General features: G+C 34.1%; 12 protein-coding genes, 12 tRNA genes, 1 rRNA gene and 2 pseudogenes. 26 read left to right on the forward strand and 1 reads right to left on the reverse strand.

Going from position 1 to position 19,563, the window contains the following annotated elements; translation table 11 throughout:
• Positions 1-187: 187 nt before the first annotated feature.
• From rrf to ACYSNQ_RS07645, 14 genes and pseudogenes are all read left to right on the forward strand, one after another.
• A 5S ribosomal RNA gene (gene rrf, locus ACYSNQ_RS07580) occupies positions 188-303 on the forward strand.
• Between the two features lie 6 nt (positions 304-309).
• Positions 310-383, forward strand: a tRNA-Asn gene (locus tag ACYSNQ_RS07585).
• Positions 384-436: 53 nt separating this feature from the next.
• Positions 437-525 (forward strand) — tRNA-Ser (locus ACYSNQ_RS07590).
• Between the two features lie 10 nt (positions 526-535).
• Positions 536-607 (forward strand) — tRNA-Glu (locus ACYSNQ_RS07595).
• Between the two features lie 16 nt (positions 608-623).
• Positions 624-696: transfer RNA gene (locus tag ACYSNQ_RS07600), tRNA-Val, on the forward strand.
• Positions 697-702: 6 nt separating this feature from the next.
• Positions 703-775 (forward strand) — tRNA-Asp (locus ACYSNQ_RS07605).
• A 22-nt stretch (positions 776-797) separates the two neighbouring features.
• A tRNA-Phe gene (locus ACYSNQ_RS07610) sits at positions 798-870 on the forward strand.
• A 4-nt stretch (positions 871-874) separates the two neighbouring features.
• Positions 875-955 (forward strand) — tRNA-Tyr (locus ACYSNQ_RS07615).
• Positions 956-958: 3 nt separating this feature from the next.
• Positions 959-1,032 (forward strand) — tRNA-Trp (locus tag ACYSNQ_RS07620).
• Positions 1,033-1,059: 27 nt separating this feature from the next.
• A tRNA-His gene (locus ACYSNQ_RS07625) sits at positions 1,060-1,132 on the forward strand.
• A 29-nt stretch (positions 1,133-1,161) separates the two neighbouring features.
• A tRNA-Gln gene (locus ACYSNQ_RS07630) sits at positions 1,162-1,233 on the forward strand.
• A 9-nt stretch (positions 1,234-1,242) separates the two neighbouring features.
• A tRNA-Cys gene (locus ACYSNQ_RS07635) sits at positions 1,243-1,313 on the forward strand.
• An 18-nt stretch (positions 1,314-1,331) separates the two neighbouring features.
• Positions 1,332-1,415 (forward strand) — tRNA-Leu (locus tag ACYSNQ_RS07640).
• A gap of 170 nt (positions 1,416-1,585) precedes the next feature.
• Positions 1,586-1,663: pseudogene (locus ACYSNQ_RS07645) on the forward strand (IS200/IS605 family transposase); the annotation flags it as partial.
• A gap of 19 nt (positions 1,664-1,682) precedes the next feature.
• Here the strand turns inward: ACYSNQ_RS07645 and ACYSNQ_RS07650 are convergent.
• A pseudogene (locus ACYSNQ_RS07650) lies at positions 1,683-2,849 on the reverse strand (transposase).
• A gap of 1,043 nt (positions 2,850-3,892) precedes the next feature.
• Here ACYSNQ_RS07650 and ACYSNQ_RS07655 point away from each other — a divergent pair.
• The 12 genes from ACYSNQ_RS07655 to ACYSNQ_RS07710 all read left to right on the forward strand — a co-directional run bounded on the left by ACYSNQ_RS07655 (position 3,893) and on the right by ACYSNQ_RS07710 (position 19,107).
• On the forward strand, positions 3,893-5,005 hold the full coding sequence (locus ACYSNQ_RS07655; protein WP_426082308.1) for a tyrosine-type recombinase/integrase: 1,113 nt from the start codon (positions 3,893-3,895) through the stop codon (positions 5,003-5,005).
• Between the two features lie 379 nt (positions 5,006-5,384).
• Complete coding sequence (locus ACYSNQ_RS07660) at positions 5,385-6,113, forward strand: winged helix-turn-helix domain-containing protein (RefSeq protein ID WP_426082309.1); 729 nt, start codon at positions 5,385-5,387, stop codon at positions 6,111-6,113.
• Between the two features lie 132 nt (positions 6,114-6,245).
• A complete protein-coding gene (locus ACYSNQ_RS07665; RefSeq protein ID WP_426082490.1) occupies positions 6,246-7,541 on the forward strand; it encodes a pectate lyase-like adhesive domain-containing protein in 1,296 nt (431 codons plus the stop codon).
• Positions 7,542-7,693: 152 nt separating this feature from the next.
• Positions 7,694-10,108 carry a hypothetical protein gene (locus ACYSNQ_RS07670; RefSeq protein ID WP_426082310.1) on the forward strand — a complete coding sequence of 805 codons (2,415 nt, stop codon included), beginning with the start codon at positions 7,694-7,696 and terminating at the stop codon, positions 10,106-10,108.
• Positions 10,109-10,125: 17 nt separating this feature from the next.
• Complete coding sequence (locus tag ACYSNQ_RS07675; protein WP_426082311.1) at positions 10,126-10,482, forward strand: LPXTG cell wall anchor domain-containing protein; 357 nt, start codon at positions 10,126-10,128, stop codon at positions 10,480-10,482.
• Positions 10,482-11,303, forward strand: coding sequence for a WxL domain-containing protein (locus tag ACYSNQ_RS07680; protein WP_426082312.1), 822 nt, complete (start codon positions 10,482-10,484; stop codon positions 11,301-11,303). Before ACYSNQ_RS07675 ends, ACYSNQ_RS07680 begins: the two co-directional genes overlap by 1 nt.
• A gap of 34 nt (positions 11,304-11,337) precedes the next feature.
• The gene (locus tag ACYSNQ_RS07685; RefSeq protein WP_426082313.1) at positions 11,338-12,153 is read left to right on the forward strand and encodes a WxL domain-containing protein; all 816 of its coding nucleotides are present in this window, start codon (positions 11,338-11,340) and stop codon (positions 12,151-12,153) included.
• Positions 12,154-12,324: 171 nt separating this feature from the next.
• Positions 12,325-13,404 carry a DUF916 and DUF3324 domain-containing protein gene (locus ACYSNQ_RS07690; RefSeq protein ID WP_426082314.1) on the forward strand — a complete coding sequence of 360 codons (1,080 nt, stop codon included), beginning with the start codon at positions 12,325-12,327 and terminating at the stop codon, positions 13,402-13,404.
• A gap of 33 nt (positions 13,405-13,437) precedes the next feature.
• The gene (locus tag ACYSNQ_RS07695) at positions 13,438-14,112 is read left to right on the forward strand and encodes a hypothetical protein (protein ID WP_426082315.1); all 675 of its coding nucleotides are present in this window, start codon (positions 13,438-13,440) and stop codon (positions 14,110-14,112) included.
• A 10-nt stretch (positions 14,113-14,122) separates the two neighbouring features.
• A complete protein-coding gene (gene lepB / locus ACYSNQ_RS07700) occupies positions 14,123-14,800 on the forward strand; it encodes a signal peptidase I (protein ID WP_426082316.1) in 678 nt (225 codons plus the stop codon).
• Positions 14,801-15,514: 714 nt separating this feature from the next.
• A complete protein-coding gene (locus tag ACYSNQ_RS07705; RefSeq protein WP_426082317.1) occupies positions 15,515-17,242 on the forward strand; it encodes an ABC transporter ATP-binding protein in 1,728 nt (575 codons plus the stop codon).
• 41 nt (positions 17,243-17,283) lie between these two features.
• Positions 17,284-19,107 (forward strand): ABC transporter ATP-binding protein, encoded by a 1,824-nt coding sequence (locus ACYSNQ_RS07710; protein ID WP_426082491.1) that lies wholly within the window; start codon positions 17,284-17,286, stop codon positions 19,105-19,107.
• Positions 19,108-19,563: the final 456 nt, after the last annotated feature.

A 19,563-nucleotide genomic window follows, 5' to 3' on the forward strand; every position in this document is an offset into this window, starting at 1 on the left:
GATCAGGTAGATAGGTTGGAAGTGGAAGGCCAGTGATGGTTGGAGCGGACCAATACTAATCGGTCGAGGACTTAACCAAAGAATTGGAAGAGTAAGAAAATGTTTTTCGGAATGACTGTGTTGAAGATGATTGATCTATCCAGTTTTGAGTGAGCAAATCACTCAATTAAATACTATGCAGCACCAGTGTGGTGGCGATAGCGAGAAGGATACACCTGTTCCCATGCCGAACACAGAAGTTAAGCTTCTTAGCGCCGATTGTAGTGAAGGGTTTCCCTTTGTGAGAGTAGGACGCCGCCGCGCGATTATTCCGGCATAGCTCAGTTGGTAGTAGCGCATGACTGTTAATCATGATGTCGTAGGTTCGAGTCCTACTGCCGGAGTTCCTGTTTAGGAAATTAAAGTAGAGTAATTGTGAGTGCTTCTTTTTAACTCTGGAGAGTTGTCCGAGAGGCCGAAGGAGCATGATTGGAAATCATGTAGACGGTAAACACTGTCTCAAGGGTTCGAATCCCTTACTCTCCGTTTTTTGTTTGGCCCGTTGGTCAAGTGGTTAAGACACCGCCCTTTCACGGCGGTAACACGGGTTCGAGTCCCGTACGGGTCATTTTTTGATTGGTTTTGGAGGTTTAGCTCAGCTGGGAGAGCACCTGCCTTACAAGCAGGGGGTCAGCGGTTCGATCCCGTTAACCTCCATTGGTTGGTTCCGTGGTGTAGGGGTTAACATGCCTGCCTGTCACGCAGGAGATCGCGGGTTCGATTCCCGTCGGAACCGTTAGTTTTATAAATTTTTTATTGGCGTGGTAGCTCAGTTGGTAGAGCAACGGATTGAAGCTCCGTGTGTCGGCAGTTCGATTCTGTCTCACGCCATTATGGAGGAATAGCGAAGTGGCTAAACGCGACGGACTGTAAATCCGTTCCTTAGGGTTCAGTGGTTCGAATCCACTTTCCTCCATTTAGGGGTATAGTTTAAAGGTAGAACAGCGGTCTCCAAAACCGTTAGTGTGGGTTCAATTCCTGCTACCCCTGCCATTATTTTTATTTTAAATATTTTTTATGGCGATCGTGGCGAAGTGGTTAACGCACCGGATTGTGGCTCCGGCACTCGCGGGTTCGATTCCCGTCGTTCGCCCTTACCTTTATTAAGGTATTTTAGGTAATTGGGGTATAGCCAAGCGGTAAGGCAACGGACTTTGACTCCGTCACTCGTTGGTTCGAATCCAGCTACCCCAGTTTAATTATGGCGGTATAGCCAAGTGGTAAGGCAGAGGTCTGCAAAACCTTCATCACCGGTTCAAATCCGGTTACCGCCTTGCAATAATTAATTTTATGCCGGCGTGGCGGAATTGGCAGACGCGCTGGACTCAAAATCCAGTGCCCGCGAGGGCGTGCCGGTTCGACCCCGGCCGCCGGTATTTCTCTAAAAACAAGACTAATCAGTCTTGTTTTTTTGTATGTTCTGAAAACCCCTAGCTATGCTAGAGATTCCAGAGAGCTTGCAGCGTGGTAGTAAAAAAGCCTCCTAAACTGGTAAGATGAAGTTGGTTTCCCGACCACCACATCAAAAAGTTTAGGAGGTACCTTTATGAAAAAGGTTAACAAAAGTTTATCACACACTGTATGGAAATGTAAGTATCATTTGGTATTCGCACAAAAATACAGAGGAAACAATTTTTGCTTTTTTAGTTTATAAACAAAGCATTGCCACAGTGAATCATGATTCGCCGTCTGAAGTTGTAAAGGCTGCGAAATCTATACGCATTTCTTGATAGGATTGTTCAGAAATTCTACTGGTTCATTTGAGTAGGGAGACTGAAGAGCACCCTTAAATTGCAGTAGAAACGTTCGAAACGTCTTTAAAATAGTTCAATATTTTTCTAGAAGTATCGATTAAAAACAAGCAATTTTTCAAAGTATCATTGATTGTGTTTCTTTATTGCATAAAACAGAGCTTACTATAGTTGATAGCCCATTTGTAGTTCAAAGGAAACATGAATCAAGCAATTTACAACCTTAGCTTCTGTTAAGTAAGCCTTGAAACCAGGACACAAAGACGACTTTCATCGTTCAACCTGCTTTTGTCTTTCCTGTATTGCTTCATTAGTTTCACCATACTGCGCAGTTTCGACTCTTTGCTTTGGAAGTAATCGAAGGCGTTTTTCTTCATTCGCTGGTTGCGAAACGCTTTTCTAATGTGCTGGACAATGTAGAAACGGTCAATAATAGGTTGGGCATTGGAAAATAGCTTTTGACCAGTGAAACATGAGGTGTATACATATCGATTAAGATAAATTGCACAGTTTCGTAATTTTCTCTTGAGAATCAGCTGAAATAATATTTAAAAAAAGCAGTTCTGGATTCTTAATGATATCCAATAGATGATGGGGTTCACCATCCATCGTAGTAAAAATCATGTTAAGGCTAATACTGCGGACAGATTAAATTCATTAAATCACAACACTTTGGACAGATGTGTTCGAAACAGATCTATCGGATGATAGAATTGTTTCGTCACACGTTATGAGAAAGAAGTAGACAAGGTTTCTTTGAGAGAGAATCTCGGTTATAGAGGTATTTTAATTTAGGAGAGTGACAAAGGTTCGTTGACAGGCCTTACACTTGAAGCGTTGTTTTTTCAGTTCAAGATACATCCGATATTCGGAAACATGATTCATTAACAACCGTACGATTCTCATCCCAAAAATGTATTAGATTCGAAGCAGAACCAATCTTGTAATAAACACATTCTTGAGGAGAATAAGAGAATTTTCTACGATAGCGTAGAAAATTTTGTCTTTTATTAAACATATTTCCTTAAAAGTAATATTTTGGTTTAGAGGATTCAACATTTTTTTGATAGGCTGTCTTTTCTATTGCGTTAGATAAAATAGAAAAGATATTGGTGGATTACTAATATCAAAAGGTATAAAGCCTAAAAACACCACGATTTAGAAAATTTCTAGATTATGGTGTTTTTTTATACTTCAATATCTTTAAATTGATAAAATGTAAGTCATTATAAAAAAAATTTGTAAAGACTGACTTATTTAGTTTTATAGAAATTGATTTAATTATTAGGAAGGAAGAATCTAAAAAAAGAAGGGTAACTTTAAAAAAAGTGAATAAGTAATGTAGCGTAGTTTAGAGAAATATCTTTGTATGTTTGACTTCTTCAGACTTTGATTAAACAGTAAAAAAATGTTCTTTGAAATAAATATTAGAATTATAAATCATTTTTGTGTTTTATTTAGTAATTAGTGATAGTAAGAAAGATTAAATGAAGTAATCTAAGGAAATTTTTAATAGTTTAATATAAAAATGGGTTGAATGCGTATTTAGAAATGAAGGAGGAAATAAGTAAGGTAAGGAGGGGAATTTAACAGCTGGGAAAATAGAGGGTAAAATTTTTCCAACTTATAAAAAAAAGTATTATTAATTTAGTTAATATGATAAAATTTATTTTATGTTCTTGATTTTATTTTTGTCAAAAGAATAAAATAAATTTTCTTATATTCTAGTAATTTAAGAAAATTAAGAGAAATAATTATTTAAAAGACGTGATATCTTTACTGTCTATAAATAGTTTAACTCAAAAAAAGTGAATAGTCTATATCAAATTTATTCATTTTCGATATTTTTCCTAAAACACTTGTATTGAAATGGAAAAATGTAGATAAAATTATTAACAGAATTTATAAGAAATAGGATTTAGTTAAGCAAATTAGTATTTATTCAAATTTTATTCATTAGTTAGTATTGATTATTTAGCACTTTTAAATAATCAAAGGTTTTAAAATACGTAATAAATTTAAAGGAGTGATGTTATGATATTATATCTTAATTTTAAGCCGTCAATAAAACCGTCATTCTATTTTAGAAAGAGTGTTGATCTATGAGTAGACGTGGAGAAAATATTTATAAGAGAAAAGACGGACGTTGGGAAGGAAGATATATTAAGGCAAGAAATGAACATGGAAAGATTACTTATGGATATGTTTATGGGAAAAAATATACTATTGTAAAAAATCGTTTAGCAGAATTAAGAGTACAGTATATTGGAAATTACAGTAATTTAACATTGTACGATGGCACAGTAGAGCAATGGATGAGTTATTGGTTAGCAAAATTTATGAATGGAAAAATAAAAATATCTACTTATTCCACTTATAAAACAAGAATGGAGAAATATATATTTCCTGTTCTTGGTTCCAAAAAATTAATAAATCTAACTAGTACACATATACAAGAATTCATATTTCAATTAGAAAACTTAGGATTGTCTTCTCGTTCTATAAATGTAATTTGTCTTGTGTTGAAAAGTGCATTAAATCAAGCTGTAAAAGAAAGCTATATAGTAAAAAATCCGTGTGAAGACATTACTATTAAAAAGAAAGAATATACAAACATTAATGCTCTAAGCATTGAACAGCAAAGAAGAATTGAAAAAAGAGCACTATTTGAAACGGAATGTTCGGCAGCTATCATTGCGCTATACACAGGAATGAGAATTGGTGAAATAAGTGGTTTAAGGTGGGAAGACATTGATTTTGAAAGAAATTTACTCTGTGTTAGGAGAACACTCACAAGGATTTCTTCATTAGATGAAAGAGGAAAGACTCAAATAATTATGAGTTCACCAAAAACAAAAACATCTGAACGGAGTATCCCTTTGGCTACAAATTTAAGAAAGTATTTACTAAAGAAAAAGAAACTGTCAATTTCTGACTATGTGATTTCATGTAAAGACGGCTTTGCCGAACCGAGAGTAATAAATTATCGTTTTAAAAAATTATTGGAAGAAGAAGGATTAGATAATATTAAATTTCATTCTTTAAGACATACTTTTGCGACTAGATGCATTGAGAAAGGAGCCGATATTGCTACTGTGAGTAAGCTATTAGGTCATTCATCAACTAAAATGACTTTAGATATTTATGCAGATTCTTTATGGGAAAGTAGAACACAAGTTATCTCTAATTTAGATAAAATGCTAGAAGGAGGTTAAAATAGTAAAAAAGAAATACGTTAATACCATGAAATTTTATTAGAAGCTTACTTAAACAGGAGTTTTAAAACAAATGGATATATACAGTAGAATACAACAAGAAAGCAGTCTTAAATAAAATTTTTAAGACTGTTTTTTTATGCTCAAAAAATTAGAAATAAAAATTTCCGCCGTAGAAAAGCAGTCATTTATTTTGAAAACGTAGATATATCAATGCTAAAACGATATTTTCTTATAATACTAGAATATAAGAAAATTAACACAGAAAAATAATCGAAAATAACATTACAACAATTTATATCTGTTTTTCTTATTATAACGTAGTAATACGTTTTTGTTGAGTAATATGAATATAGCTATATAAGTCAGGAGGAATGTAATGTCACAAATTCAAATTCGGGTAGGGTACCTTTTACTAGATGAAAACCAAAATGATTATGTTTCCCGTCTTTGGAATGATGAAATGTACAAGCTATACAATATTAATGATGAACTAGGTAATCCCAAAGATTGGGAGAATAAGTTAGATATTGTTTTGGTAGAAGGGAATCATATTGATAATATTGGTCAAATATGTCAGCAAATAATTGAAATCAAGCAGAATTTGAATGTACTTTTATGGGTTATCTCTTCTGAAAAAATCGATAATACATTTAGGTTATTGTATCTTAGGTTAGGTGCGATTGGGGTTATTGATTCTGAAGATTATTTTAACGAGTTTTATCTTATCTCTAAAAATTTTTCAGAATATAATGCTAAAAAAACTTTTTCTAATAATGAAGTAGAGGATACCATCCAAAAAACTAATAATAGATTGCGTCTTTTCCCAGAGAATAGAAGTATTATTCTTGAAACAGGTGAAGAAATTGAACTAACTAGAATGGAATACAATGTAATTTGCTTTTTATATGATCGCTCTGAAGAAGTAGTGACTTATGAAGAAATTTATAAACATATCTGGTCTGAGGAGGCTTCAATGCAAAAGTATCGAGTCAGTTATGTGATATTCAGATTAAGAAAAAAATTAGAAAAAAATACTCGAAATAGAAAATATATTGAAACTGTAAGGTCACTAGGTTACAAGCTTATAGTTGAGTCAACTCTTTAAAAGGAGGTGTAGAGATTGAATATAACTTTTGTTAGTTGTGAAACTGGATAATTTCGAGTGAGGTGATGATTTAAATCTAGTTTCAAACAACTTATCTACTTTAATAAAATTGGAGGAAAGAAATTGAAAAAAATGAGTTTTCTGAAAAATAGTTTGATAGTGGTTTTAGGAATGCTGACCTTAACGGCGGCAGAATTAGTTCTATTTGGAAATAATGGGATGTCTGTAGTAGCAGAAGCATCTTCTGGAGAGGCTACAGTTTCAACAATTTCACAATTTGAAACAGCATTGAAGGATGCTAGTATCAATTCTATTGTATTAAAAAACAGTATATCTTTTACTAAAAATATTACTGGAATTCCTAATAGAGATGTTGTAATCAACGGTAGTGATGATAATGGTGTAGTAATTATCTCAGGACCTTATGGAATTCAAGCTAAAACTAATTATAGTGGTACTAATAATTTTACAATAAAAAATGCAGAAATTGTTGGACACAGTACCTCAGGACGTTTTTTTGAAGCTACTGACGGCTGGAATGTGTTAGTTGAAGATGTCATTTATGATGGCGTTCGATTTGTAAACGTAAGTAATGGGAATTTGACATTTAGTGGAGAAAATAGAATTACTACTTTGTATGAAAATGCTACTGCTCGTCATTTGAAATTTGAAGCAGATTCAACATATACAGGACTGGCTGCAACCAAAAACAATTATCAATCTCCAGCATTTGACTTTAATGGGAAATCAGTTAGTGGAAAAGCCGTTGGAACAATAATTGTTGGAAAAAAAGCAAATGTAAATATTGGTGTAGGTTTAAATACCAATAATTATTCTCGACCAGCATTTCAAGGTAAAGTAACACAAATTGATGTTGAAGAAGATGCAAAATTAAATATTGATGCTGCTGGTGTTGCGTTTCAATTTGCTTCAAGAACTGACTATGCGACTATAAATCCTATTTTTACAATTGGAGAGAAAAGTAAAGTTTCAATTAATGGGCAAGGTGCTGGAAATCAAGCAGCAATGAAGCTTCAAAGTAGCAACACATCAATTAATATCAATCCTAGAGGTTCATTAGTAGTTACGGGTAACAGCACAAAAGCTGTTATTGAAAGTGCTAGAGGAACACAGTTTAATTTATTGCAGGCTGAAAATTTTGAAATTAAAAATAGAAAAATTGGTTCTAAATTATTTTATTCTTTAAATACATCAATAAAAGGTGTGGCAATGCAAAATATAGAAGTATGGAGTCAAACAGGGGGAGATTACCTTGAAAATTCTATGGGAGTCTTTCAAGCTGAAAACTATTTTGTAAGTTTCGGAAAAGTTTATGATAGCCAAATGATTTCAGTTACTGGAGATTTATCACAACAGTTTAGACCAGAGATTTATGGAAAAATTTCATTAAAAGGCGGAAGCTTTTAAATAAAAAACTTTTTAAGTATGTGTGTGGTGTTTTATGGTTAAGAAATGTTGAAGATTCACAAAAGTAGGGAGGTGTAAGTATTAAAACTGGAATCAATCTTTTAAAAATTAGAAACCTATGTATTGTTCTTGGTTTAATCACAATCAGTTTAGTGTATTTTCTTTCTATAAGCTCTGTTGGTGCAGCACCAGCCGGATATCTAGATATAGATGATACGAATACACCTAAAATAAATATTGTTACTCTTAATGGAACTGATCAACACGGTAACGTAATTGAGTTGCCAGGAGAATATGGAACGTATTTTAAATTAACTGATGACGTCACATATGAGGTTGTTGGAGATGATGCATCTAAAGTGATTATTCCAAATGAAACAGTAAATACAAAAATTCATCGGTTTAGTAAGAATACCCAAACTGAACAGAGTGTACTGATACGGAATGCCGCTGTATATAATGGTAAGCCAATTGATTTAAAATTTGTGATTGATGACATTTCATTCAGTACTAATGCACCTGCTGATCACAATCCATATTTTAATTTCATAGCAGTTGGACCAGAAGATAAAAATAACACAAGTAATCTTCCAGGAGATGCAACCTATTTCGACAATTGGGGTGAGTTCTTCTTATTCTTTGGGAGTACACATGTCTCGGCGACTGGAATGTCAGATGATCTTTATTACGTTGGAGATAATGTTTCTTATCATTATGAATTTTATGATCATGAAACATCTCAGCAAATCGATTTCAAAGGTATTTGGAACTATAACAATATTAATGGTTTGAAAGCTGTGTCAATTCCTCATGCATCGATGGATGATTTTTCAGATTTTTATGTTCGGAGCTTAACCACTCTTGGAATTAAAATGAATCGAAAAGCTGACTCTGATTATAACGGTTATGTAGAATTGTATGGGGTTGGAACAGCTCAAAATCAAGATGTAAGTAAATTATCTCAAACATTTCAAGGGATAAATTTACCAATGAATATGCAAAGAAAAGCAGCTTCTGGTTTGACCCGATTAAGTACAATGGGGATTCTGTATGATCAAGTACCTATTATGCGAATAGCTCCTTCGGTACCAATTGTTTTTGGGGAAAGTAATGATGCTACACATACAGAACCAGATTATCTGAATCTAAAATATTCAATTCAACAAACAATTTCTAAAAATTCAGTTAGAAATAGGAGTACAACTTTTCAGATTAATACTGAAGTACCATCCTATTATGATATTGATTTAAATAAAATAAAAATTACTGAATATGGTGATTCAACCAACAAAGATTTAGCAAGTCGTTTCAATATCAGCTATAACGGTGGTGACCGAAGTAAGGTAATTATTTCAGCAAAAAATTCTACTTCTGAAGAATTTGAAGGAACTGTATATGAAATTCATGTAGAGGCAGTTCCAAATGCAACATTTGATTTTGAAAACAACAAAGATGAATACGGATATCAATCTAATGGAGTCGACAACGGATATATGACGAATTTTGAGATGGCCGGAGTGCGAACCGTTGCCTACTATACATTCGACAATCCAGTACGTCCATTATCTGGAAAATTAGAATCTCAAATTATTGAAGGCCAAACAAAATCACGTGTTCGTTATAATGGCGTACCTTATGCAGATCCAAGAGATAATATCTCTTATCCTAAAGATACCGATTTCAGCAACTTTGGTGAAGAAGATATTAGGAAGAATCTTGTAGAAAATATTCGTCTCGATACTGAAAATGAACTCTTAGATGGTCCAGTACAACTGAGTATTAATCAGAATAAATTACCAGACACCTCTGTTCCGGGTGAAGTAACTGTCTATGTTGTTTTGACATCAAGTCAAGGAGTAATTACCGAAGTACCTGTTAAAGTAATGATAACTGATTCTCAAACGTTAGCGGCAATTACTGTCCAATTTTTGAAAGAAGATGACAGCATTGTTCATAATGAGATTATTCTATCCGATAAAACGGTGGGAGAAACGGTTAATTTACAAACAATAAAAGAAATAACAACTGCTATTCAAAATATTATAGACGATGATTATAAACTAATTAGCAGGCCATCAGATGAGCAATCTGTATTAGTAAATGCTGGTGGTACCGTAGTTCAGTACAAGTTTAGTGGAATGCTGAAGTTAAAGTCAGCACCAAGTGTTATTAATTTTGGAATTCATGAACGGGATATTAATGCAACGGCAATGCGAATCAATAATCCTGAATACGATAAAGACTTGATAGTTCGTGATACAAGAGCAGTAAGAACACGATGGACTTTAACAGCAGCTTTAACTTCTCCCATGCAAAGTACTGATAAGAAAGCAACGCTTACAGATTCAATCCGATATGTTTATAACGGAAATGAGATTGTTTTAAACAGCGGAGATCAACCAATTATGGAACATACAAATCCCGATGATGCTCCATGGAATGTTAGTGATACATGGGAGAAAACTGAAAAAGGTGATGGGTTAAAACTTGATGTAGTTCCAGTAGAAATAACCCAGCTAGGTATTTATCAGGGAGAAATTTTGTGGAAATTGTCTGCTACACCATAACGAGTGAGGAGAGTAAAATGATAAAAAAGAATAAATTTGTCGCTTTGTCGCTTTCCTCCATAGTTATGACAGCTCTGTTATTGATACCGTTGAAGGTGTCAGCAGAAGCTGTCAATGGTGGACAGGTGGCAACAGAAAGTGTAATTACTTTTTATGAAGATGAATATGAACAAAAAAGCAGTAGTAGTAGCAATAGTATGTCTACAGAAGACAGCAGTTCTAAAGTCATCGTTGCTGAAACAGCAAAGCCTAGTGGAAAGTTACCAAATACTGGAGATTTAGTGCAAGGCTCCATTGGAATAAGTGGAATCTTACTGCTAGTTGGGGCTTTACTATTGTTTGTTAGAAAAAAACAAGGGGGGAAGGCTAGTTAATGAAGATTATTAAAAATATATATTATTGTTCATTTCTATTCCTTCTCTTGTTAAGTAGTGCAACTACAGGAAAACTTGAAGCGCTAGCGGAAGAAAATATTGGAAAAACAGATGGAAGAGTCGAAGTTATAGGAGATATTCCTAAAGAACCAATTGATCCCGAAATTCCAATTAATCCGGTTGATCCAGGTCCAGGTCCCTCTACAGATGGTGATTTAAGATTTGATTTTGTTTCAGCTTTTAATCTTGGTAGAAATAAAATTACTTATGAAAAAGAACGCTTGTATCATGTTAATGCACAGTTGTTTCATGATGGTACACCAGCTCGAGGTAACTATGTACAAATTACAGATCAGCGCTCTGGTTCTAAAGGCTGGTCCTTACAAGTAAGACAAGAACATCAGTTTCAGAATGACGTTATTCAAAAACAAGAAGAAAAAGAATTACGCGGTGCAGTGTTTAGTCTTGACAATGGATGGGCTAATTCACCTTTCTCAGCTGAAAAAGCACCAGAAGTAACACGAGATACAATAGAAATAAATGAAATAGGTATAACGTATAACGTAGCGGTAGCGACTCCCGGCAGTGGTAAAGGTACTTGGACAATTGAATTTGGTGCATCAGAGAACAATTCAAATGGACAAATGAATACCTTATTTCCAAAGACAAATGAAGATGGTAGTGCTGTTTTAGATACAGCCTTTGAAAATCAGCAGGTTTATGGCAATAAAGCCGTATCCTTATCCGTACCGATGACCACTAAGCTTTATCCGGTACAATATCAAACGGTGTTAACTTGGATATTAGCCGAGTTACCATAAATAAATTTGAAAACACATCTAGGAGGAAAAAAATTTGAAAACAAGATTATTATGTACAACAGCTTTGGCAGCAGTAATGGCAGTATCTTTAGCGGGAGGAACAGTAGTTCACGCGGCTGAAGATTCAGCAGTGGGAACTGGGGTTTTGGAGGTAATTGAAAACACTGACTCTAATGGTAAACCTGACCCGGAAGATCCAGACAAAGAAGTAGATCCTAAAGATCCAGATGATGTAACTGAAACTGGAAATCAAGGACCAATTACTATTGACCGGATTGCCCGTTTAAACTTTGGTCAATGGAAATTGGATGTAACACCAGGAGAAAAAGTAATCCCAGCAGAATCGATTGCTGGAACTCAAACAGATCCTGCAAATCCAACTGCAGCTGGAAGAGATGTTTTACGTGGTCCTTGGGTACAGTGGACAGATAAAAGAACAGGGACAAATCATAAGTATACAATTAATGCGAACATGACAAAAACTTTCACGTTAAAAGGCTCTACTGATACAATTGATAAAGCAAAAATTGAATATACTAATGGTTTGCTGAACTCTGCTCAAGATTTAGCCAACTGGCCAACTACTGATGTATTGAATTTCACTTTGTCAGAAGCTGGTGGAAAACAACTTGTATTTGATAACAATGCATCTACTGGTAGTGTTGGTATTGGTACGTGGACTGCAGAATTCGGTCAATCAGATGAATATAAAACAGAAACAAATAAACGTGGTGACTCATTTAAAGGTGAAGCAGATAACTCAGTCTTCCTTAAATTTGATGGTGGACAAGCTTTGAGTAAAGGCGTTTATGAAGCAGAAATCACTTGGACTATCGAGTATACTCCATAGTTTTTACTTTGAAGTCAGGTTGGAGTTATCCAACCTGACTACTTTAAAAGAAATAAAATATATAATTAAATCAACAGTTAAGCATGGTATTCAATAGTTGTCGAATGTAAGGATACTAAAAAATCGACAAGAGTTGCTGTCTTATTAGTTTGTTGAAAAAGGATGGAATACATGAAAAGACTACAACAATACATATTTCTATTTTTTATTATGTTCTTTGGTACGATGATGTTCCAACAGCAAGCATTCGGAGAAGAAAGCGCCACTTCAAATGAAATGCTGGAAGCACAAAGTTTTGTTTACGAAATTAAATATCCGGAGAACCAACAAGATGATTCGGGTTATTTTAACTTGATGATTGAACCGGGCAAACAACAAGTCATTCAAATTATTTTAAGAAACTTATCTGATAAAGAAATTGATATCAAAGTGGATCTTAATGGTGCAAAAACTAATTCAAATGGTGTAGTTGAGTATGGACCAAATGAAATTGAAAGTGATCCCTCTTTAAAATATGATTTTACAGATATTGTGAAAGCTCAGGAGATAGTTACATTACCTGCTAATGGAGAAATGCCAGTTGATTTTACTATTACAATGCCCGAGGTGAGCTATGATGGACTCATAGTGGGAGGAATCCAGCTTCAACAAATTGAGAAAGAAGAGGATGAAACAGATACAACTGGCAATAAAGCGAACATTGTTAATAGATATGCATATATTATTGCATTAGTTCTTCAAGAAACTAATGTTGAAATTCAGCCAGATTTAGTTTTGAATAAGGTGTCCGCAAGTCAATCAAATTATCGTAATGCTATTGCTGTGAATGTTTCTAATGTTGCGCCTGTTTTTTTGAAAGATTTGATGATGGAAGTACAAATCAGCGGAAGTAACAATGATGAAGTATTGTTTGAAGCAAAAAAATCAGCAATGAAGATGGCACCTAACTCTTTTATGGAGTTTCCGGTGAGTATGAATGGCGAACAAATGAAGCCTGGTGAATATAAAGCCAAGATACTTGCGACTTCAGGAAGTAAAAAATGGGAATGGACAGAAACATTTACAATCAGTAAATCAGAAGCAGATAAGTTTAATCAAGATGACGTTGGAATTGTGCAAGATACTGGATTAGATTGGCTGTTAATTATCAGTATTATTGGGGGGATTATACTGGTAGCTGCTGTAGTATTTTTAGTTGTTCATCAATTACGGAAAAAGAATAGAAGAAAACGAAATGGGGAAAAAAAGTAACAGGAAATAGTAAAGGAATGGGAGATACATTGAATGATAACCTTACAAATTATTTTTATGAGTATGACATGCTTAGCAATTCTACTTATACTCATTTTCCTTGTACTGTTATTTCTATTTCTTCAGACTGGAAAAAAAATAAAAAGATTACAAAGAAAAAGAGTTAAAAACCCGAAAAAAAGAAAAAGATTGGCAATAGTAAAGAAGAAACTTAAAAAAAACAAAAAAAGTTTTAGAAATAAATTGATAGTGACACTGATTTGCGCCGTATTAACTGCTGGTGGAGCATTTTGGATTTCGTACTATCAGTCTATGAGTCTTACAGAAGAGGATTCTAAATCAATAGTAAAAAGCTATTATCTACTAAACGATTTTGAAGCACAATTGGAAGAAGCTGGAGTAGGAGTTGAAGCTAAAGAAAAATTGGACGCTAATATACGTTACTTAACAAGCATGATTTCAAGTTACGGAACTAAGAAGGCAAGTATTGTGAATAGCATTGAAGGACAGCTGGTGATTAATCAATACTATAATATGATGCAAGAATTAGGTGCGAACGCGATCCGTGTTGTAGGGAGCTTTTATGAGAATCCAGAATTAGTTGAGGAGTACAAACAAGATATTGAGAAAGTGAAACGTTACCAAAAAAAAGTTATGACCTTCTATAAAATTGATGAGGAAGCTTTGAGAAAGCAGGCACTTGATTGAGGCAATAGATATGGTAAATAAGGAAAAAAAAATTTATAGTCAGAAATCAAAAAAAAAAATCAAAACAAATCATAAAAAAGAATTAGTAAAAAAAAAGCGTCATAAAAATTTCAAAAGTCTAAATAAAAAAAAATTGAAACGAAAAAAAAGAAAGAAGTCTCAAAAAATCAGATTTCTTATAAAAAATTTGTTAATTGAGATTGGAGTAACAATGACACTTGTTAGTTTGTTTCTCTATATTCTATCGTTGTTTTTATTTAGTATACAAAAAATTGATAATTACAGTATGTTTCCCACGCTACAAGTAGGAAATCATGTATTTGTTGCAAAGCAAAGTTTGATTAAACATTTAGATTTAGTTTGCTTGAAACGAAAGAAAAGCGGAAAAATTGAAATTCGAAGAGTTGTTGGTGTACCTGGAGATAAAATAGAATATGAAAATGATACATTATTTGTAAATGGGGAAAGCAAGTTAGAGCCATTTTTACAATTTGAAAAAGAAGAAGCAAAAAGAAATGGCGGTGTTTATACTGCTGATTTCCAACTTCTTAAGATTATTGGGGAAGTGAAAATACCTGAAGGAAAATACTTTTTGTTGGGGGATAATCGACCTTATACCCATGATAGTCGTGACTATGGGGTAATAGACCATTCAGAGATTATCGGAGTTGTTAAGTTTGTTTTTTAGTCATTATTTCTTTTTAAAAATAAAAATAATTTTGTTAATTGTAAAAAAAGAGTTGCAAAAATATTTTTTATAATATATAATAACTTTAGTTATTTAATAAGTGTATATTAAGTGTCAAAAAATCGCTTATAAATGACTTTGTGCTTGATTTATAAGTTTGAGCACATTTGAAAAATGGAACTAACTAGAAAGTAGTTATAAGTTATGTAATTATTTTTCTAGCTTAGTATATAAAAGAATGTAAAGGGGGATTTACTGTGGGATTTGTTGATTACTGGATGTTGAATGCTTTCAATATGGTAGAAAAATGGAAACAAATTATGGCTACTTTAGGAAACCACTAAAATTTCGCTGTGACGAAAGTAAAAAGGAGGTGCACTTATGATTTCAGGAATTATTACTTGGATTGGCCTAGGATGGTCTGGTTTTTGGACAATGGTTTCAGGTGTTATTGGTATTTTCTCTTAATCCAAACCTGAGCAAAGAGCTTGAGGTTGTTTAATCTCAAGCTCTTTTAAAATAAAATATAAGTAGGAGGTACTAACATGATTTCAGGAATTATTACATGGATTGGTTTAGGCTGGTCTGGTCTGTTAACTATGTTAACTGGTATTATCGGAATTTTCTCTTAATCCAACCTTTAATAAAAGAGCTTGGGATTTTATAGATCCAAGCTCTTTTTCTATACCAATAAATAAAGAATAGTGGGGGAAAATGAAAAAAATAATAAGAAAATTATCGTTTGGTCCAACGATTTTGGCAATTGCTTTTATGATTATTCAGGTTTTTGCTGATTTATACTTGCCGACTTTAACATCAGATATAATCAATAAAGGCGTGGCAAAAGGAAACATCAATTATATATGGCAGACGGGATTTCTGATGGTTGGCTTTTCTTTATTTGGAATTATTGCTTCTTTGGGAAATACATATTTTGCAATAAAGGAATCTCAGAAACTTGGAAGAAATCTACGATCGGAGATTTTCAAAAAGGTAGAGTCTCTTTCTGTTAGTGCCTTTGACCAATTTGGAACAGCATCATTAATTACTCGAACAACTAATGATGTAACTCAAGTTCAAATGGTTGTACAGGTATTTTTATGCTTAATGATTAACGCACCAATCATGCTAATCGGTGCTAGTTTAATGGCGTATAACAAGGACCCTCAATTAACAAAAATTTTCTTTATAGTACTTCCGCTTATGGGGGGGCTTGTAGGTACTATTTTATATTTTGCGGTACCATTATTTAAAACTGTACAGAGAAAAATGGATCGTCTGAATCTAGTTTTTCGCGAAGGATTGACAGGTGTAAGAGTTATTCGCTCTTTTGTTAGAACAGACTATGAAGAACAACGATTTAAGGAGGCAAACAGAGGCTATACTGAGACTGCTATCAAAGTAAATACATTAATTAGCATAATGATTCCATTGATGACCATCATTATGAGTATAACCAGTATTCTTATTATGTGGTTCGGTGCTCATTATGTTGCGCAGCAAAAATTAGAGGTAGGTAATTTAATTGCATTTATGACGTATGCCATGCAAAGCTTGATGAGCTTTATTATGCTAGCAATGATTTTTATCATGGTTCCACGAGCACAGGCCTCCGCTGAACGAATTAATGAGATTTTAGAAGCTGAAGATGTTGTTTTAGATTCAAAAAATCTAGAAAAATTTCCTGATAATCAAGGTCAGGTTTCATTAATCTTTGACCATGTGAACTACTGCTACAAAGGAGCTGAAGATTCAGCATTGACTGATATTAGCTTTTCATTAGTTTCGGGTAATAGAATGGCAGTGATTGGTGGAACAGGTTCAGGTAAGACTACATTGGTTAGTTTAGCTCTTCGATTCTATGATAGTACATCAGGAGAGATCTGTATTAACGGTCAGAATATAGGCAGCGTAGCGCAGGAGGAGCTAAGACAGCGAATCAGTTTTGTTCCCCAAAAATCTGTTTTATTTTCTGGAACAATAAGAGAAAATATGCAATATGGTTATCCGAAGGCATCGGACGAAGAGATTTGGAAAGCTTTAAGAGTTGCACAAGCAGATAGTTTTGTTTCTGAATTAACCAATGGATTGGATACTTGGGTGGAACAAGGTGGAAATAATTTTTCAGGTGGGCAAAAACAACGGTTGGCAATTGCTCGTGCATTGATTAAACCTGCTGATATTTACATATTTGATGACTCATTTTCTGCACTTGATTTTAAAACAGATGCTAAGCTACGCGCAGCTTTAAAAATGGAACTCGTCAAAGCAGTTGTTATAATTGTTGCACAAAGAGTAAGTACTGTTATGGATGCTAGCGAAATATTGGTTTTGGACGAAGGAAAAATTGTAGGAAAAGGAAAACATGAAGAATTATACAGAAGTAATGAAACATATCGGGAAATCGTCCAATCTCAATTGGGAGAGGGGGAAGCTATGTGACTAAAGAACAACCTGTTTCTGCAGAAGAAAAACACAAACCTGTGAAGTCTGATCTTGCTGATAAAAAACCAAAGCATTTTAAAAGAACAATTATTCGTTTGATACGCTATATGAATAAGCGGCTGGTGCCGATTATAATTGTTTGGATACTAGCGGTTACAGCGGTTATTGTTCAAGTACAAATACCTAAAATCTTAGGTGGTGCAACGACTGAAATATACAAAGGAGTGACTGAGGGGGCTGTTCAAATGCAGCAGGGAAAATCAATCACTTCACTGCCAATTGATTTTAATAAGATACGTACGATTATTTTAATAGTATTGGTAATGTATTTTACTTCAGCTTTATTTAATTTTTTGCAGCAGTTTATCATGACTCGTGTTTCTCAACATACGGTCGCTGAAATGAGGCAGGAACTAAAATGCAAAATGGATAGACTGCCTATATCCTATTACGACAATCACAGCAATGGAGATCTTATGTCTCGAGCGATTAATGATATGGACAACATCGCGGGAATGTTTCAACAAAATCTGACTCAGCTGATTACAAATACAGTAACATTTATCGGTATATTATTCATGATGCTGACGATTAGCTGGCAATTAACTTTGATTGCTCTTGCGACAATTCCAATGAGTTTAATTATTATAATGATTATTGTGCCGAGATCACAGAAAAACTTTACTGGACAACAGAAAACACTTGGATTATTGAACAATCAGGTAGAAGAAAATTATGGTGCTCATCTTATCGTCAAGAGTTTTAATCATGAGAGAGCCAATCTTGAAGCTTTTAATGTTGAAAATGAAAAGCTCTATCAATTTGGCTGGAAGGCGCAGTTTGTTTCGGCGATTATTATGCCGTTGATGAATTTTACCAAAAATTTGGGATACGTTTTTGTAGCTGTTTTTGGTGGAATTAAGGTTGCGAGCGGCGATCTTAGTCTTGGTAATGTCCAGGCATTTTTACAATATACAAATCAGTTTTCGCAGCCGCTTACGCAGATAGCAAGTTTAATAAGCATGGTTCAATCAACGATTGCTTCAGCTGAACGGATATTCGAGATTTTTGATGAGGAAGAGATGGAAGATAAACCATCTGGTCTTTTGGGAGTGGAAAATGGTTCTTATAAGGTCCAATTCAGCCATGTAGCATTTGGCTATACACCTAGTGAATTATTAATGAAGGATTTTAGTCTGGATGTGACTCAGGGTGAAATGATTGCCATTGTGGGACCTACTGGAGCTGGAAAAACGACATTAATCAATTTGCTGGAGCGATTCTATGATATCTCGGGTGGAAGTATAAAATATGAAGGAGTCGACATTAGAGACTTTGATAGAGATGAGCTACGTTCAAAATTTTCTATGGTGCTTCAGGAAACATGGCTTTTTACAGGAACTATTTATGACAATATTAAATATGGCAATAATCAGGCATCCGAGGAGGAGATTTTTCAAGCAGCTAAAGCTGCATACGTAGATGAGTTTGTCCACATGCTCCCTGAAGGATATCAGACAATTTTAAATGAAGAGGCGAGTAACATTTCCCAAGGGCAACGGCAGCTGATTACAATTGCCCGAGCATTTCTTGCAAATCCGGAAGTGCTTATACTCGATGAAGCAACTTCAAGTGTAGACACAAGAACTGAAATTCTTATTCAGCAGGCAATGAAAAAGCTGTTAAAGAATAGAACAAGTTTTGTAGTAGCACATCGCTTGTCAACCATTCGAGATGCAGATAATATTGTTGTAATGAATCAAGGTGCGTTAGTAGAAACAGGAACACATCAGGTGCTGATGAACAGAAATGGCTTTTATGCAGAGCTTTATAATAGTCAGTTTTTAGATTCGGCAATATAATGTTACAGTTCGTATTAACCTGACTCGACCAGCTGAGCAACATCTGTGATAATGAAAGCTTCTCAGCATTGATGAGAAGTGCTAATCAGTATTCAGCAATATCGAGAGGCTGTTTGATTAAACATTAGTCATTGATAAATAGCTGATATGTATGTTTATAAGGGTTAAAGCTAGTTTCTTAAGGATTAAAATAATTAAATCAAGGCAAATTAAAGAGGCTGCAGCGTAAATAATGATGTGATTACTAAAAGCGGTATTTTTCGGGTACAGCTTTTGGCGATTACATCATTTCCTCTTAATCTGTTTAATATATGTATGGAAGTCTTAGTGTTATGGTATTGCTTAGGTTAAGTCCGGATTTAAGTTTAAATATAGCTTTGTAAGTATTTTTTTGAGATAATTAAGCTATCTTTTAATGAGCTCCTAAAAGATAAATTTTTATACTGCTTTATCTGC

This window comes from Enterococcus sp. LJL51 (assembly GCF_054871795.1).

Excerpts from the sequence above, each read along its gene's own strand:
- ACYSNQ_RS07655 (WP_426082308.1), top strand. The coding sequence starts at position 3,893 with ATGAGTAGACGTGGAGAAAATATTTATAAGAGAAAAGACGGACGTTGG.
- ACYSNQ_RS07660 (WP_426082309.1), top strand. The coding sequence starts at position 5,385 with ATGTCACAAATTCAAATTCGGGTAGGGTACCTTTTACTAGATGAAAAC.
- ACYSNQ_RS07665 (WP_426082490.1), top strand. The coding sequence starts at position 6,246 with ATGAGTTTTCTGAAAAATAGTTTGATAGTGGTTTTAGGAATGCTGACC.
- ACYSNQ_RS07675 (WP_426082311.1), top strand. The coding sequence starts at position 10,126 with ATGATAAAAAAGAATAAATTTGTCGCTTTGTCGCTTTCCTCCATAGTT.
- ACYSNQ_RS07680 (WP_426082312.1), top strand. The coding sequence starts at position 10,482 with ATGAAGATTATTAAAAATATATATTATTGTTCATTTCTATTCCTTCTC.
- ACYSNQ_RS07690 (WP_426082314.1), top strand. The coding sequence starts at position 12,325 with ATGAAAAGACTACAACAATACATATTTCTATTTTTTATTATGTTCTTT.
- ACYSNQ_RS07695 (WP_426082315.1), top strand. The coding sequence starts at position 13,438 with ATGATAACCTTACAAATTATTTTTATGAGTATGACATGCTTAGCAATT.
- lepB (WP_426082316.1), top strand. The coding sequence starts at position 14,123 with ATGGTAAATAAGGAAAAAAAAATTTATAGTCAGAAATCAAAAAAAAAA.
- ACYSNQ_RS07705 (WP_426082317.1), top strand. The coding sequence starts at position 15,515 with ATGAAAAAAATAATAAGAAAATTATCGTTTGGTCCAACGATTTTGGCA.